This is a genomic window from Flavobacterium artemisiae, assembly GCF_042678225.1.
GTDB classification, from domain to species: domain Bacteria; phylum Bacteroidota; class Bacteroidia; order Flavobacteriales; family Flavobacteriaceae; genus Flavobacterium; species Flavobacterium artemisiae.
The window spans coordinates 734,072-750,875 of the sequence record NZ_JBHUDZ010000007.1; the positions used below are offsets into that span (position 1 = coordinate 734,072).

At 33.3% G+C, this 16,804-nt stretch carries 15 protein-coding genes; 8 read left to right on the forward strand and 7 right to left on the reverse strand.

Going from position 1 to position 16,804, the window contains the following annotated elements:
- Window position 1: 1 nt before the first annotated feature.
- Entirely contained in the window at window positions 2-1,231 is a 1,230-nt protein-coding gene (gene cysC / locus ACFSC2_RS08425) for an adenylyl-sulfate kinase (protein WP_379816957.1), read from the reverse strand.
- A gap of 177 nt (window positions 1,232-1,408) precedes the next feature.
- On the opposite strand from cysC, the gene ACFSC2_RS08430 reads away from it, so the two are divergent.
- From ACFSC2_RS08430 to ACFSC2_RS08440, 3 genes are all read left to right on the forward strand, one after another.
- Window positions 1,409-2,098, forward strand: a complete 690-nt coding sequence (locus tag ACFSC2_RS08430) for an SIR2 family NAD-dependent protein deacylase (RefSeq protein WP_379816958.1) — start codon at window positions 1,409-1,411, stop codon at window positions 2,096-2,098.
- 79 nt (window positions 2,099-2,177) lie between these two features.
- Window positions 2,178-3,524 (forward strand): adenylosuccinate lyase, encoded by a 1,347-nt coding sequence (gene purB, locus ACFSC2_RS08435; protein ID WP_379816959.1) that lies wholly within the window; start codon window positions 2,178-2,180, stop codon window positions 3,522-3,524.
- Window positions 3,525-3,693: 169 nt separating this feature from the next.
- Window positions 3,694-5,931 carry a cation:proton antiporter domain-containing protein gene (locus tag ACFSC2_RS08440; RefSeq protein WP_379816960.1) on the forward strand — a complete coding sequence of 746 codons (2,238 nt, stop codon included), beginning with the start codon at window positions 3,694-3,696 and terminating at the stop codon, window positions 5,929-5,931.
- Between the two features lie 190 nt (window positions 5,932-6,121).
- Here the strand turns inward: ACFSC2_RS08440 and ACFSC2_RS08445 are convergent, their stop codons facing one another.
- Window positions 6,122-6,760, reverse strand: coding sequence for a peroxiredoxin (locus tag ACFSC2_RS08445; protein ID WP_379816961.1), 639 nt, complete (start codon window positions 6,758-6,760; stop codon window positions 6,122-6,124).
- Window positions 6,761-6,870: 110 nt separating this feature from the next.
- A complete protein-coding gene (locus ACFSC2_RS08450; protein ID WP_379816962.1) occupies window positions 6,871-7,782 on the reverse strand; it encodes an AEC family transporter in 912 nt (303 codons plus the stop codon).
- Between the two features lie 117 nt (window positions 7,783-7,899).
- On the opposite strand from ACFSC2_RS08450, the gene ACFSC2_RS08455 reads away from it, so the two are divergent.
- The 3 genes from ACFSC2_RS08455 (at window position 7,900) to meaB (ending at window position 10,309) form a co-directional block, all read left to right on the forward strand.
- On the forward strand, window positions 7,900-8,307 hold the full coding sequence (locus tag ACFSC2_RS08455; protein ID WP_379816963.1) for an RrF2 family transcriptional regulator: 408 nt from the start codon (window positions 7,900-7,902) through the stop codon (window positions 8,305-8,307).
- 57 nt (window positions 8,308-8,364) lie between these two features.
- A complete protein-coding gene (locus ACFSC2_RS08460) occupies window positions 8,365-9,006 on the forward strand; it encodes an NAD(P)-dependent oxidoreductase (protein WP_379816964.1) in 642 nt (213 codons plus the stop codon).
- A 208-nt stretch (window positions 9,007-9,214) separates the two neighbouring features.
- Entirely contained in the window at window positions 9,215-10,309 is a 1,095-nt protein-coding gene (meaB, locus tag ACFSC2_RS08465) for a methylmalonyl Co-A mutase-associated GTPase MeaB (protein WP_379817016.1), read from the forward strand.
- A 128-nt stretch (window positions 10,310-10,437) separates the two neighbouring features.
- Here the strand turns inward: meaB and ACFSC2_RS08470 are convergent, their stop codons facing one another.
- The 3 genes from ACFSC2_RS08470 to ACFSC2_RS08480 all read right to left on the reverse strand — a co-directional run bounded on the left by ACFSC2_RS08470 (window position 10,438) and on the right by ACFSC2_RS08480 (window position 14,157).
- Window positions 10,438-12,372 carry an LTA synthase family protein gene (locus ACFSC2_RS08470; protein WP_379816965.1) on the reverse strand — a complete coding sequence of 645 codons (1,935 nt, stop codon included), beginning with the start codon at window positions 12,370-12,372 and terminating at the stop codon, window positions 10,438-10,440.
- Window positions 12,373-12,415: 43 nt separating this feature from the next.
- Complete coding sequence (locus tag ACFSC2_RS08475) at window positions 12,416-12,643, reverse strand: hypothetical protein (protein ID WP_026984926.1); 228 nt, start codon at window positions 12,641-12,643, stop codon at window positions 12,416-12,418.
- Between the two features lie 128 nt (window positions 12,644-12,771).
- Window positions 12,772-14,157, reverse strand: a complete 1,386-nt coding sequence (locus tag ACFSC2_RS08480) for an MATE family efflux transporter (protein ID WP_379816966.1) — start codon at window positions 14,155-14,157, stop codon at window positions 12,772-12,774.
- 190 nt (window positions 14,158-14,347) lie between these two features.
- Between ACFSC2_RS08480 and ACFSC2_RS08485 the strand changes: the two genes are divergently transcribed.
- Window positions 14,348-14,866, forward strand: coding sequence for a hypothetical protein (locus tag ACFSC2_RS08485; RefSeq protein WP_379816967.1), 519 nt, complete (start codon window positions 14,348-14,350; stop codon window positions 14,864-14,866).
- A 180-nt stretch (window positions 14,867-15,046) separates the two neighbouring features.
- Here ACFSC2_RS08485 and ACFSC2_RS08490 read toward each other — a convergent pair whose 3' ends face one another.
- Window positions 15,047-15,925 carry a PPK2 family polyphosphate kinase gene (locus ACFSC2_RS08490; protein ID WP_379816968.1) on the reverse strand — a complete coding sequence of 293 codons (879 nt, stop codon included), beginning with the start codon at window positions 15,923-15,925 and terminating at the stop codon, window positions 15,047-15,049.
- Between the two features lie 296 nt (window positions 15,926-16,221).
- Between ACFSC2_RS08490 and ACFSC2_RS08495 the strand changes: the two genes are divergently transcribed.
- Entirely contained in the window at window positions 16,222-16,800 is a 579-nt protein-coding gene (locus ACFSC2_RS08495; RefSeq protein WP_379816969.1) for a hypothetical protein, read from the forward strand.
- The last annotated feature ends 4 nt before the right edge of the window (window positions 16,801-16,804 follow it).

Below are 16,804 nucleotides of genomic sequence, written 5' to 3' on the forward strand. Positions count from 1 at the left end.
TTTATTTTGATTGTAGATCAGCAATTATTTTAGCATTAGTTTCAGATGGATTTCTAGAAAGTTCAGCAATTATCCGCTGCTTAACTTCTTCTGAAAATTCATCATTGCTTGGAACGTAATGAATATCAAAACCCATTTTGGAGAACAATTCATCAGACCATTCGTTTCTGATACAATCGAGCGTAAGATGTATACGAGGTTCTGTACTTTTATTCTGCACGCTGTGCGGTAATTGAAAATTAGCATACCAACACTCGCCCATTTCCATCTTAACACGTTTTTTATCGACATAAAAAAACACTTCAGAATTCGTAATAATAGGAATATGAATTCTAAAAAAACCATCTTCGTAGGAAGTATCATTGTCTACATGTTCTTTGATTTCGCTTTCTGGTCCAAGTCTCAGTAATCTAACCGCCTCTTTTTCACATTCAAACCAATCCATAATTTCTTTAAAATAAGAACACTTGTCCAGCAATGGTGTATTCTTATATTCCCGATCTGGGAAAGAAAGAATATCGGTTTCTTTTCCAGATTGTGATCGTAACGAAACACTTGTCCAATTGCCTTCGTAACGGCCTGTATTAAAATGCGGTGTCCATAAAAGATTTTCGCAGATTGAAAGATCGTGCTGTAATTTTTCTATAGAAAAAGAAATTGGAAGCTGAGAGGAAGATGGGTTCATAAGCTTAAATTCTGACGGATTTGTAACTAAATTATCAATAATAAATTGATACAATTTTTGAGTAGAATCTGAAACTGGCTCAGAATCTGTTTTCAAAATTAAATCTGCATTTGAGGGTACTTCGTAAACATCGCTTATACCCGTAAAATTTTTGATTTTATTGACGTCGTGATCTGGAAGTAATGCTTTTTGATACAATCCTTTGGGATCTCTATTGATTAAAGCATCGATGTGACAATCTAAAAATACGGTCTTTACAAATTCAGATTGAGCAATTTCATTTCGCAAATCTTCAAAAGGATTTATAACTGACATTAAAACAATGTAATTTGACGCTACAAAATCACGGCTTATATTAAAAAGTCTTCGCACGTTTTCGTAACGATCTTCTTTAGAAAAACCTAAATCTTTACAGACTGTTTTTCGATAAACATCGCCATCTACAATTTTTACCTGATAACCATTTTCCAATAGCATAGCACTGACATTTTCTGCCAATGTGGTTTTTCCTGAGCCCGATAATCCTGTAAATTGTATTAAAATCATTTTAATATTTTTTCGTATCTAATTCATTATTAAAACTAAATAATATTAAAAAATAGGCAACAGGTAAAAATACGCTTTATTTTCTTTCAAAAAAGAAAATAAAACATTGTCGATTCTTGCCATTGTAATCATTTTTGAATGGAGAAATTATTATTTTTATCTCTTAATAAAATAAAAATGAAGAAGAAATTAGTAGTTCTCACAGGAGCTGGAATAAGTGCAGAGAGTGGTATCAAAACTTTTCGTGACAGCGATGGTTTATGGGAAGGTCATGATGTGATGGAAGTTGCTACTCCAGAAGGCTGGAACAAAAATCAAGAACTTGTACTGGATTTTTATAACAAACGCCGTCAGCAATTAAAAGAAGTGCAGCCGAATCTGGGACATATTATTTTAGCCGAATTAGAAAAAGATTTTGATGTATATATTATCACTCAAAATGTTGATGATCTGCACGAACGCGCCGGAAGTACAAAAGTTTTGCATTTGCATGGAGAATTATTAAAAGTAAGAAGCACTCAAAACAAAAATCTGATTTTGGATTGGACAGAAGATTTATTTACAGGTGATCTAGATTCAAACGGATATCAACTTCGTCCGCATATTGTTTGGTTTGGCGAAGAAGTTCCAGCGCTTGAAGAAGCTATTGACATCACTGAAACTGCTGATTATTTTGCCGTAATTGGCACTTCGCTGCAAGTTTATCCTGCTGCGGGTTTAATTGCATATACGCCGAGCACAACTCCCGTTTTTTATATTGATCCTAAACCTATTTCTATTCCTAACATTAGAAATAAAGTTGAAACGATTGCCAAATTTGCTTCTGAAGGAGTGGCAGATTTAAGAGAACGATTAAATTCATTTTGATTGTATAAAAGCGCTTTTGATTACCTCTAATCGCTAAATTCTGTTTATATTTGCACCTTTCGAAAAAACAACATAACAAATGACTACTCTAAACGAATTGAATGCTATATCACCAATTGATGGAAGATATAGAAATAAAACCCAAAATTTAGCACCTTTCTTTTCTGAAGAAGCTTTAATAAAGTACCGCGTTTTGGTTGAAGTGGAATATTTTATCGCCCTTTGCCAAATTCCGTTACCACAGTTACAAGGTATTGATTCTAGTTTATTTGAAAGTTTGAGAAACATTTACAAAAATTTCTCAACAGAAGATGCGCTTTGGATTAAAGAAACTGAAAAAGTAACCAACCATGATGTAAAAGCGGTTGAATACTTTATCAAAGATGCTTTTGAAAAATTAGGTTTATCTCAATACAAAGAGTTCATTCACTTCGGATTAACTTCTCAGGATATCAACAACACAGCAATTCCGCTTTCTACAAAAGAAGCTTTTGAGCAGGTTTACATGCCGACTCTTGTTGCTGTGATTGCCAAATTAAAAGAGTTAAGTGTTGAATGGAAAGATATCCCAATGCTGGCACGTACACACGGACAACCAGCTTCTCCTACTCGTTTAGGAAAAGAAATTTTGGTTTTCGTAGAGCGTTTAGAAGAGCAGATGCGCTTGTTATTTAATGTTCCGTTTGCTGCGAAATTTGGCGGTGCAACAGGAAACTTTAATGCACACCATGTAGCATATCCGCAAATTGACTGGAAACAATTCGGAAATAAATTTGTTGAAACTGAGTTAGGTTTACAGCATTCTTTCCCAACGACACAAATTGAACATTATGATCATTTTGCAGCATTTTTTGATGCTTTAAAAAGAATCAATACCATTATAATCGATTTAGACCGCGACATTTGGACGTATGTTTCTATGGATTATTTCAAACAAAAAATCAAAGCTGGAGAAATTGGTTCTTCTGCGATGCCTCATAAAGTTAACCCAATCGATTTTGAAAATTCTGAAGGAAACTTAGGAATCGCAAATGCTATTTTCGAACATTTAGCTGCAAAATTACCAATCTCAAGATTACAGCGTGATTTAACAGACAGCACCGTCTTACGTAACGTTGGGGTTCCGTTTGGACATACTATTATTGCTTTTGAAGCAACTTTGAAAGGTCTAAACAAATTACTTTTAAACGAAAGTAAATTTGCTGAAGATTTAGAGAGAAACTGGGCAGTAGTTGCTGAAGCTATTCAGACCATTTTACGTCGTGAAGCATATCCAAATCCATACGAAGCTTTAAAAGGTTTAACAAGAACAAACGAAGCAATCGACAAAAACGCAATTCACAATTTTATTGCAACTTTAGAAGTTTCAGATGCTGTTAGAGCCGAATTATTAGCAATAACGCCTAGTAATTACACAGGAATTTAAATAAAACCTAAAATATTTTACCAAAAAAAGCTATCTTTATCGAGATAGCTTTTTTTATTAATTATTTCGAGCAAAACCAGCCCAGATTACACTTAACTATTTTTCCAGAAGTTCAAGTGAATTTATTTTAATAAAAGCTGGATTAGCTCTTAAAGAAAAATACCACTTTATGATTGCCTTAAGCGCCGCTGCTGAAACTACACACCACTTAAAACCTTTAATTAGTGATTTAGGATTAATACTGATGACTGCCGGAATTGCCGTTTTATTATTTAAAAGACTAAAACAGCCCTTGGTCCTTGGTTATCTTATCGCTGGTTTTTTGGCAGGAAATCATTTCGATTTCTTTCCGTCAATTTCAGACATGCACAGCGTTGAAGTTTGGGCAGAAATTGGGGTCATTTTCTTGTTGTTTAGTTTGGGACTCGAATTTAGTTTTAAGAAATTAATGAAAGTCGGCGGGACATCGTCGGTCACGGCCATAACCCAAATCCTATTTATGGTCATGATTGGTTATTTTGCAGGCCAATGGATGGGCTGGGGAAAAATGGATAGTATTTTTCTCGGAGCAACACTTTCTATTTCATCCACAACAATTATTATCAGAGCTTTTGATGAACTCGGTGTAAAAGGTAAAAAGTTCGTCGGAATTGTTTTTGGAGCTCTTATTGTAGAAGATATTGTCGCTATTTTAATGCTTGTATTGCTTTCTACAATCGCAGTAAGCGATCAAGTTTCTGGAGGTGAATTACTCCAGTCGGTTTTAAAATTGATTTTCTTTTTGATTATTTGGTTCTTGGGCGGTATTTTTATTATTCCAACCATTTTTAAGAAAGCAAAACATCTTTTAACCGATGAAATGCTTTTAATTATTTCGCTTGCACTTTGCCTTATGATGGTAATGTTTGCAAATGAAGTGGGCTTCTCTCCTGCTCTTGGAGCTTTTATCATGGGTTCTATCATCGCAGAAACCACAATGGCAGAAAAAATCGAACATCTAATTCAACCTGTAAAAGATTTATTTGGTGCCGTTTTCTTCGTTTCGGTCGGAATGTTAATTAATCCTGAAACACTGGTTACTTATGCACTTCCTGTAGCCATAATTACTTTGATTACCATTTTCGGAAAAGCATTTAGTTCTTCTTTTGGAGCATTACTTTCGGGACAGCCCTTAAAACAATCTGTACAAACAGGAATGAGTTTAGCTCAGATTGGGGAATTCTCTTTTATTATTGCCACTCTTGGAATGACATTGAAAGTGACAAGTGACTTTTTGTATCCAATAATAGTGGCAGTTTCTGCCGTGACTACTTTTACAACGCCATTTTTAATTAAATATTCAGAATCTTTTGCACTCGCTTTAGAACAGAAATTACCAAAAAAATGGATTAAAAACATTAACAGATATAGTGTCAATGCACAAGCAATAAAATCTGTAAGTACTTGGCAGATTGTGCTTCGAGCTTCGGTTACACAAATTATTCTGCACACTATTATTATAACCGCTATTATTTTATTGTCTTCTAAATTTGTAGCGCCTTTGGTGGCAGACACTAGATTTGGAAATACTTTAGCCGCTCTAATTACTTTGGGTATAATTGCACCATTTTTATGGGCGCTTTCACTAAGACGTGTAAAGGTTGACGAAGTTGAATCACTTTGGGAAGAACGTAAATACAGAGGCGCACTTTTAATGTTAATTTTAATTAGAATGAGCCTTGGATTGTTCTTTGTCGGCTTTTTATTAAATATTTTCTTCTCGCCTTTGGTCGCTTTTGTAGCCTTAATTATTGCCATTGGAGCTTATCAAATCTTCCCTAAAAAATTAAACGAACAATATCATAGAATAGAAAGTCATTTCTTGAAAAATTTAAATGACCGTGAAAACAAAAAAATCGACCGTCGTTATGCCAACTTAATGCCTTGGGATGGTCACATGTCCTTTTTTGATATTGGAAAAGAATCGAATCTTGCGGGAAAAACATTAGAAGAACTTCGCATTCGGGAGCAAATGGGAATCAATATTGCGTATATCAAACGAGGCGACGTTATGATTTCTATTCCGATGAAAACCGAACGTCTTTTTCCTGGTGATGAAATCTGCGTAATCGGAACGGATGAACAAATTACTGAATTCAATAAATACCTGACCAAAAACGAAACTGAAGCGGCTAAAGTCGTGGAAGAATCTGAAATTGTATTAAGACAATTAGAAATTGCCGATGATGATTTTATTGACAAAAGTATCGGACAATTTAGAACCAAAACTGGCGGAATGACTGTAGGAATTGAACGTAACGGAAATCGAATCTTAAATCCTGAGTCAAATATCGTCCTTCAAAGAAATGATATTATCTGGGTTGTAGGTGATAAAAAGAAAATGAACGCATTGTTTAGAAAGGTATAGTTTTTTTTAAAAGGTACTAAGATGCTGAGATTTTAAGATGCTAAGTTTTTCTTTAGGAAGTTATTTTTATATTGAATCTAGCAAACAGAAAAAAGCTTCTGAGATTCTATTTAATTAGAATCTCAGAAGCTTTTTTTCTTAGCAACTAAACACTTAGAGGCTCAGTATCTTAGAACCTCAGCATCTTACACTATTTATTCGGCTGCGGTGTCAAACGCAAATAAGGTTTAATTGGTGTATATCCTTTTGGAAATTTAGCTGGAATATCACTGTCTGGAATAGCTGGAGCAATAACTACATCTTCACCATCTTTCCAGTTTGCAGGCGTTGCCACGCTGTAATTTGCTGTCAATTGTAAACTGTCAATTACACGAAGCAATTCGTCAAAATTTCGTCCTGTAGAAGCAGGATAAGTTAAAGTTAATTTGATTTTTTTATCTGGTCCGATAACAAAAACAGAACGAACTGTAAATTTATCGCTTGCGTTTGGATGAAGCATATCGTATAAATTAGCCACTTTTTTATCCTCATCCGCAATGATCGGAAAATTTACTTCCGTATTTTGAGTTTCATTGATATCTTTAATCCACTCTTTGTGCGAGTCCAAACCATCAACACTCAAAGCAATTACTTTCGTATTTCTTTTTGTAAATTCTGGAACATAATTCGCTACAGTTCCTAATTCAGTTGTACAAACAGGTGTAAAATCTGCTGGATGCGAAAATAAAACACCCCAAGAATCTCCTAACCATTCATGAAAATTGATTGGTCCCTGTGTAGTTTCTGCGTGAAAATCTGGAGCTATATCGCCTAATCTTAATGTTGACATAATTTATAGTTTTTAGTTCCTCTAAAATTAACTAAAAAATGTTTCTAGAAAACACATAAAAATTAAAATAAAGTTAAAATTCTACTTGGTCGATATAATTACTATTTAAATTAGATAAGACCAACGATAAAATACCAAACAGCAAGTGTAATAAAAGAAATCGGAATTCCGAAACCAATCATCATACTGCTTAATTTTGGTTTTAATCCGTAGGTTGAAGCTAGGATTGCACCTGTAATCATGGGCGCCATGGCAGTTTCCATTATGGTGATTTTTATAGCTTCAGAATGCTGATTAAAAATAAAAACATACAGCACTAAAATTATAAACGGAATTAAAAGCAGTTTAAAGAAAAGCCCGAGACGGAGGAATTTCCAATGCTGGCTTTTTCGATCAAAAGTCAATTGCAAGCCTACAGAAAGCAACGCTAAAGGCGTTACTAAACTTCCTATTTTTAATAAAAGCGATTGAATATTTTCATTTAAATCAAAATTGAATATATTCATCAGACAGGCAATCACAAACATTATGAATGGCGGAAACAAAATAACTTTCTTTAAAATTCCCAAAGCATTCGGGCTTCCTTTTGAATAAAATGCAGCTGTAAAAACTCCAAGCGTAGAAACCACAACAAAAGTTCCGGGCTGATCAACCAGAATAGCAGTTTCTAAACCTTTCTTCCCAAATAAAGCTTCTATAATCGGATAACCTAAAAATGAGCTGTTGCTTAATCCAGCAGTCAAAATCAGGCAGCCAATTAATTTATTTGACCAGCCATTTCTTCTTCCTAAAAAATGAAAAAATAAAAAGGCCAAAATATAAGTAATCCAACCCGCTCCAATTGGGAAAAGCAATTCGTTACTCCAATGAATTTTCGGAATATGATATAAAGTTATCGCCGGAAGGCAGAAATAGATAACAATTTTATTAAGTGTTTTATAAATATGTGTTGGAAATTGCTTTACATGTTGTAAAACCAAACCAAGTGCGAGGAAGAAAAATATTAGTATAAAATTGTTCATATTATAAGATCCACACAAAAATAGGCATTTAAAAAATGAGGTAAACAATTAATTTTTAGTTAAAAATGTTTTTTGTGTTACAAAACTCCTTATATTTGTAACAAATTTTATTACAGTATGATTTCAGGTAAATTTGCAATAACGATTCACATTCTTACTTTGCTGAATAAATTCCCAAACGATTTTTTGTCGTCGGAGTTTATTGCGGGAAGTATGAATTTAAATCCGGTTTTGGTTCGAAAAGAAATTGCCAACTTAAAAGCGCATCATATTGTAGAAAGTAAAGAAGGTAAAAATGGCGGAACCAAACTGGCTGTAAATGCAGCTAATCTGTCATTAAAAGAAATATTCGAAATGACTTTTGAAAGTATTGGTCTAGGTTTTGCAAAAAATCAGCCGAATCCAGATTGTCCTGTCGGAAAAAAAATCAATCAGAATTTGGAAAATTTATATAAAGAAATGAATAAAAATGTGAGCGCACAGCTGGAAAACATTTCGTTGGAAGATTTTTCGAATCAATTTTAAAAACCTTTTTTTATTCAAAACTGTAACATTTTTTATTACTAATTAAAATTATATATTATGAAAATTGCAATTATCGGAGCAACGGGATTTGTTGGCTCAGCATTATTAAACGAATTCGCAGACAGAAAACATGAGATTACGGCTATTGCTAGAACTCCAAAAGATACAGCAAATGCAAAATGGGTCGCTGCAGATATTTTTAATGTTGATGCTTTAGCAGAAACCTTAAAAGGACACGACGTTATTGTAAACGCATTTAATCCAGGATGGACAAACCCAAACATTTATGACGACTTTTTAGCTGGTTCTAAAGCAATTCAAGAAGCAGCAAAAAAATCGGGAGTAAAACGTTTTATAACTATCGGTGGTGCAGGAAGTTTGTATGTTGCTCCAGATTTACAAGCGGTAGATACTCCAGATTTCCCAAAAGAAATTTTTCCGGGTGCCAACGCTGCAAGACATTATTTAAACATTATTAAAGAGGAAAAAGATTTGGATTGGGCATTTTTTAGTCCTGCTTTTGAAATGCACGCTGGAACTAAAACAGGAAGAACTGGAAAATACCGTTTAGGATTAGAAAATCCAGTATTTAATGACGAGCAAAGAAGTATTCTTTCTGTAGAAGATTTAGCGGTTGTAATTGCTGATGAAGCTGAAAATCCAAAACACCACCAAGTTAGATTCACAGCAGGTTACTAAGTTTTTTAGCTACAAATTGCACAAACTTTCACAAATCTTTCTATTCAAAAAGCAACAGAAAGATTTGTGAAAGTTTGTGTAATTTGTGGCAACTATTTTTTTCTCATTTGGAGAATAACAAATTCGTGCAAATTCGTGTAATTCGTGGCAGACTAACTTTTTGAAACTCTTTTTGTTTTCTGTACTTTTACCAGAGAAAAAAACTGTTGTGTCTGATTTGAGAAAACATTCGAGTGCTTTACAAGAAAAAGCTGGGATTTCGCCTCCTGAAATTACCAATGTCACTGCTATAAATACTATTAAATTCAAACGCAGACAGCAGCCCACTTCTCAACAACTTATCAAAGACATTCTTAACGGAAACCGAACTGCTTTAAGCCGTGCAATTACTTTGATTGAAAGTACGAATCCGGACCATTTTGAAAAAGCCAGCGAAATTATTCAAGGTTGCCTACCTTATTCAAATCAATCTTTGCGTATCGGAATTACAGGTGTTCCTGGTGTTGGAAAAAGTACTTTTATTGAAGCTTTTGGAAAGCAGCTAACACAACTCAAAAAAAAGGTCGCAGTTTTAGCAGTTGATCCGAGCAGTTCTATTTCGCATGGAAGTATTCTAGGCGATAAAACCCGAATGGAAGAATTGGTTAAAGACGAAAATGCTTTTATTCGTCCAAGTGCTTCGGGCGAAACTTTGGGCGGTGTCGCACGCAAAACCAGAGAAACTATTATTTTGTGCGAAGCTGCAGGTTTTGATACTATTATAATCGAAACTGTTGGAGTTGGTCAGAGTGAAACTGCAGTTCACAGTATGGTTGATTTCTTTTTGCTTCTAAAGATTTCTGGTGCTGGCGATGAACTTCAAGGAATCAAACGCGGTATAATGGAAATGGCCGACATGATTGTGATCAACAAAGCAGATGGCGATAATATCAAAAAAGCCAATCTGGCAAAAGTTGAATTTAATAGAGCTTTGCATTTATTTCCTCCAAAAAAATCAAACTTACAGCCAAAAGTGACAACTTGCAGTGCAATTACAAAAGAAGGAATTTCGGAAATCTGGAATACCATTTCTGATTATTTCGAATTAACCAACGAATCTGGATTCTTTCAAGAAAAAAGAAGCGATCAGAATCAATTCTGGATGATGGAAACCATCAACGAGCAGCTGAAACGAAATTTCTACAATCAGCCCGAAATTATTTCATTATTGGAACAAAATAAAAAAGCGGTGCAAAATAATGAAATATCACCTTTTGCAGCCGCTCAAAATTTGTTACAGTTATATTTTGAAAAAAAATTTTAAACCATATAAGTGATATAAGTTCATTTAATTACGCTATCTCTAAAACTTAAATTTCTTTATTAAACTGATTTAAAACCATTCAATAGCAAAAACTCAAATTTTCTTGCATCACTTATATGGTTTAAAATTTATTTTTTATGCAATTTGTATTTACTCTCCTTATATAAATTTCCTGCTGTAATCACATGTGCTAGAGCATCTTTCGCTAAATCTTCATTTAATTTTACAGGAATTAAAGTCGTATCATTTTTTATTTTGAATTGAAGCGGTTTCAAATTTGGCTGCATGATCACGACCTGATTTTCGACTCTAAATGCATTGATATCATTAAACTGCATAATCGATCTTCCTTGTACTCCTGGTTTTAATTTCATTAGATTTCTTCCCACCATTGGAGTTTCAAACGGAAGTCCCAAATACCCCAATAATGTTGGCGGAATGTCAATCTGACTTGCCAATTTATCATACGAAACTCCTTTTGGAACTCCTGGTCCCATAATCAAGGCCGGAATATGGAATTTATTAATTGGAACTAAATTTTTTCCGTACGTTCTTGTATTATGATCTGCGATTACGATGAAAATTGTATTTTTAAAATAGGCTTCTTTTTTAGCCATCTCAAAGAATTTTCCAATCGAAAAATCGGCATATTTCATGGCGTTGTTTACTGTCGCTGCTTTTTTATCGTAAGTTTTAATTCTTCCTTCTGGATATTCAAACGGTTCATGATTTGAAGTCGAAAACATTAAAGAGAAAAATGGTTTGTCTCCTTTAGATTTAAAATAACTATTGGCTTTGGTTACTAAATCTTCGTCAGAATAACCCCAAGTTCCTTTAAAAGCGTATTGATTTCCATCAGATTCAAATTTTGTCTGATCGATTATATCGGAAAATCCGTTTCCATTAAAGAAAGAAGCCATATTATCAAAATTTGCCATTCCGCCATAAATGAAACTTGTGTCATAACCTTTTTGCTTTAAAGCATCTGCCAACGTAAAAAAGCCTTGCTGTGAGTTTCCAAGTTTTACAACACTTTCAGACGGAGAAGGAAGAAATCCTGTTACAACCGCTTCAATTCCGCGCACACTACGAGTCCCTGTGCAATATAAATTGGTGAATAATAAACCCTCTTTAGACAATTTATCGAATTCTGGCGTTAGCGGTTTCCCTCCTAAAATTCCAACATATTCGGCACCTAAACTTTCCTGTAAAAAGATAACCAAGTTGTAAGGTTTTGCTTTTGCTGAATCTGGTTCTTGTAAATGTAAAAACGGAATCTCTGGATCTTTAAAATCATTTTTATCCGCCATCATGTATTTTTTTACACGTGCAATGGCTTCGGCTTCATCCATTTTTCCGTACATTTTTGTGTTTCCTTCGTTTTTAATCGAATAAGCAGCAAAAGCAACCGTATAAAATGAATTTAATCCCAGACAATTCGTTAACTGATCTGTAGAAAATACAGCGTTACTCGCATTAATCGGACGTTTTGAAGTAAGGCTCGAACGTGCTCCAAAAAATAATAAAAATGCGACTAATGGAAAGATTATTAGTTTGAATTTATATTCTGAAGCTGTCGTATAAAAGTATTTTTTCCCTTTTTTAAAAGCGAAATATAAAACGACACCCAGAATTAAAAACGTAACAATTATAGAAGTCAAATAGCTTTTTAAAAGCATTCCAACTACTTCTTTTGGATAAATAAGATAATCTAAAAAAATCTTGTTTGGTCGTGTATCGTATTGCTTAACAAAATCTGGTGAAGCTAATTCTACAAAAAGAATCAGAAACAGAAATAAGAAACTGTAAATAACCAAAAAGCGATTGGTGAATTTAAGCCATTTATTTGGAAGAAATGTAATTAGTAACGCTGGAAGAAATGACAAATAGCAAAGTAAAATCAAGTCCATTCGCAAACCAATCGGGAAAATGTGCCAATAGTCAGGTGTCTGTACTACTCTTTCTTTAAATAAAAAAAACAGAAAAATTCGACTTAAAGTCGTAATCAATAAACCTATTAGTATGAAATTGAAAATAGGTTTTAAAAAGGACAATCTTTTCATTAATAAAAAATTAGAACGTAAAATAGAACTAAGCCGTCAAAGATTACTCTTCGTAACGGTTTATTTCTCGATCATAAAAATCATTTGCTTTTTCAATCAAACCTTCCATTTCAGCGTTTAATTCAGCTTCATCCAAATCTTCTGCTTCTTCCAAAAATTCCACTTCATCATCTTTCAAATTAATAATAAATCTTGGGTAATCTAAGTGAATGATAAAAATATCGTCTGGAAAATCAGTATTGTCTCCAAGTAAAAATTTAGGTAATTCCATATTATTTTATTTTTAGTTTTTATTGTAATGTTTTATTTTTCCAATGATTACAAAGATTAAAATGATTTATTTCGAAAATAAAATCTATGAGAATCAGTATAATCAGTTGTTTATAATAAACTTCAAATTTAATTATTTGAAAATGAATTTTTAATTAATTTCTTCGTCAGGTAATTGAAACGAAGGTACAGTAAAATTGCTGCTGTTGTTAATCCTGCCAAAAGTCCGATCCAGACACCTTGTGCTTTCCATTCTGTAAATTCTCCTAAATAATAAGAGATTGGAAAACCAACAACCCAATAAGCGACAAAGGTAATATACATCGGAATTTTCACGTCCTGTAATCCGCGAAGCGCACCTAAAACTACAACCTGAATTCCGTCTGAAATCTGAAAAACAGCCGCGATCAATAATAATTTTGAAGCAATGGCGATAACTTCTGTATTATCTGTGAGCTGAATTGTGTTTTCCATATTTAAGAAAACATATGGAAGCACCGTATGAAATAGAATAAAAATAATCGCAAAGAAAACCTCTAAAATAATCGCCAAAAGAAAAATTGATCTGGCGACTATAAGCAGATTTTTATAATCCATTAAACCTCTCTGATTGCTGACACGAATCATAGAAGTCACGCTCAACCCCATTGCAAACATAAAAGTAAGCGACGCCAGACTCAAAGCAATTTGATTAGCTGCCTGACTTGTTTTCCCGATATTACCGCAAAGCCAGATTGAAGCCGTAAACAAAACAACTTCAAAAAGCATTTGCATTGCCGATGGAAAGCCTATACTTACGATTTTCTTTATCGTTGTTTTTTTGATTTCATCAAAGCTGAAACCATTAAAAAATCGTTTCAAATCATTTCTTCTCGACAACATAATGTGCATAAACATTACGAGAAAAATTCTTGAAATCACCGTTCCAAGTGCAGCACCGATAATTCCCATTTTCGGAAAAAACCAAATTCCGTAAATTAAAACATAGTTAAGTCCAACATGCAGTACATTGGCCATAACCATTGCATACATTGAATATTTAGTCATTGACATTCCGTCCGCAAACTGCTTGTAACCTTGATACATTATTAACGGAATCAAAGAAAAAGCAACCCAGCCTAAATACGGTTTTGCCAAAACAATAACTTCTGCCGGTTGATGAAGCAATTCCATTACAGGTTTTGCCATCATGATTACGCTAAAAAGCACCAATCCTAAAATGGTGCATAAAAACAATCCGTGATGAAAAGCGGAGCGAATTTTACCGTCATTTTTTTCGGCATCACCTTCGGCTACAATTGGAGTTATGGCAGTCGAGAATCCAATTCCAAGAGACATTGCAATAAAAATCATACTGTTCCCTAGAGAAACTGCGGCAAGTTCTGTACTTCCTAGTTTTCCGACCATAATATTATCGACAATCCCTATTAATGTATGCCCAACCATTCCTAAAATAATCGGATAAGCTAGTTTTAAATTATACGAAAACTCTTTTGTGTACTGCTTTAAATTCACTTTTATTCATTATTAAGCCGCAAAGATACTTAGAAGCTTTTAATTCTACCATATTAATAAAAACATAAGCAAATATTAAGTCGATTTTCGTCAAAGCGAAATATTATATAACATATTTTAAAAATTATATAACAAGCTCGGCGAACCGAAAATATACTTTTACATTATTAATAATTCAAAAATATTTGCCATGAAAAAATTACAGTTTATATGCCTAGCTGCTTTTGCTTTTTTATTCTCCAATACTTCTTTCGCACAAGAAACTGCAGCAACAAATTACGATCAAGGATTTAGATTAGGTTTTGGAGTTAATGGAGGTTTACCAACCGACGGTGATTACGACTGGGCGCTTGGTGGAGATGTTCGTTTGCAATATGATTTGTCAAAAAAAACATCTTTGACTTTAACTACAGGTTTTACCAACTTATTCATGGGTAAAGATGACTTGGGGAATGACATTAAAGATCTTGGATTTATTCCAGCTAAAGCAGGTTTTAAAGCTTTCTTTTGGGAAGATCAATTTTATGTACTAGGAGAAGTTGGTGCTGGTTTTGCAGTAACAAATGGTTACGATAAAACTACATTTTTATGGGCTCCAGGAATTGGATATGCCAATAAATACATCGACTTAAGTGTTCGTTATGAAGATTATCACGATTTCAGAACCAATCAAGTAGCACTACGAGTTGCTTATGGTTTTGATTTATAAAAAAAAGGTTTAATTTATTTTTTGTTTTTGGTAAAAACCCGACAGTGAGCATAGTCTGTCGGGTTTTTTATTTTAAAAATTTCAATAGAAAAAATAAAAAAAACCGACAGGTTCACAAGACCCATCGGGTTTACAAAATTATCTAATTATCTAATTATCCAAATTGACACATTATCTCAATTAGCTATTTTGCAAAGTCTTCTTATAAGTATCAAAATTCTCTAAAATTTCTTTGTTCAATTCTGGAACTTTGATATCGGTATATTGTTTTAATTCTTCCCAAATAATTTTCGCTACGACATAGCGCGCCATATCCTTGTCGTCTGCAGGAATAACATACCAAGGAGCATGTGATTTTGAAGTCTGATTTATTGCTTCCTCATAATATTTCTGATATTCATCCCAATATTCACGTTCTTTCAGATCGCCGGGAGAGAATTTCCAATTGTGTTTTCCTTCTTCTAAACGGCGTAAAAGTCTGTTTTTTTGTTCGTCTTTACTTAAATGCAAAAAGAACTTCATTACAATCGTTCCGTTTTGAGCGATGTGTTTTTCAAAATGGTTAATCTGCTCTATTCTGTTTTCCCAAAACTTAGGTGTAATATCTTTAACCGAATTGATATCTGGAAGATTTTCATTTAAAATAAATTCTGGATGTACTCTTGTAACCAAAACATTTTCATAATGCGTTCGGTTAAAAATCGCAAACTTTCCTTTTTCTGGCAGCGCAATATAATGACGCCACAAATAATCGTGTTCTAGTTCTGTCGAATTTGGTGTTTTAAAACTATGCACCACAACCCCGCGCGGATTAAATTCTTTAAAAACCTCGCGAATCAAACTGTCTTTTCCCGAAGTATCCATTCCTTGTAGACAAATCAAAACGCTGTATTTATTATGTGCATACATAATATCCTGCAGATCACTTAGTTTATCCTTAACTTTATCCAGCTTCTCTTCTTTTTCTTCGTCATTCGCTTCAATATCTAATAAAGTTGGAATGTTTTTTAGTTTTATTTTCTCAACAACTTTAAAATCTTTTGGATCTATCGATTTCATATTTTTCAAATTTTTGTAATATAAATATACTACTTTTACGAAGCATATTCCTGCTATTCATTGCAATACTTTTCAATAAATTGTTTTTTCTAAGCCACAACAAGAGCTTCCGCTGGTCGCTTTGTTTTGTCAAGAAAAAATTCAATTTCTTTTCAAAGTATTTTCATTACTATCAGGGCTAGGCACTTATTTTCAAAAGAACTTATAAAATTAAAAACAGTATAATGACCCGAAATACGTTACTTTTATTTTGTTTGTTCCTAACTTTTATTTGTAATTCACAAACTCAACAAAAAGTGAATATTAATGAATTAGTTTCAGATTTTATTACAGCTCAAAAAATCGATACTATAATCACTTATAAAAAAATTACTCCAGAACGTACTCTAATTATTGTTGAACCACCATCTGATGAAAAGTATACCTGTTTTGATGATTTAGTTAATCTTCCTGTTTATGTCTTTTGGAAAAAAGAAGGTAGATTTTTTTTAACAAAAATTAATTATTGCTACGAGTACTCCATAATAACACTTGAAAACAATACTTTTTGGACAATATATTTTTCAAATAAAAAAACTATCGACAATGAAAAAGTAGAACCTTTTGAATATTTTGCAATTGAAAAATCTAAAAAGAAAAAATACGCTGTCGGCATGAGCAATTCAACCTTTCAAAAATTAAGCGTAATAATTAATGGTGATAAAACAGAAAAATTATTCGATAACTTTGATTTGCAAAAAGAAAGTGAAGGCTTGATCAATATCAATTATAAAAGCAATAACAGTCTGCAAAGCAAAAAAATCATTGACATTCTTGAAAAAATAACCTCAGAAGCCGAAAAAAACAATACATTTAAACAGATAAAGTCTAGATAATTCA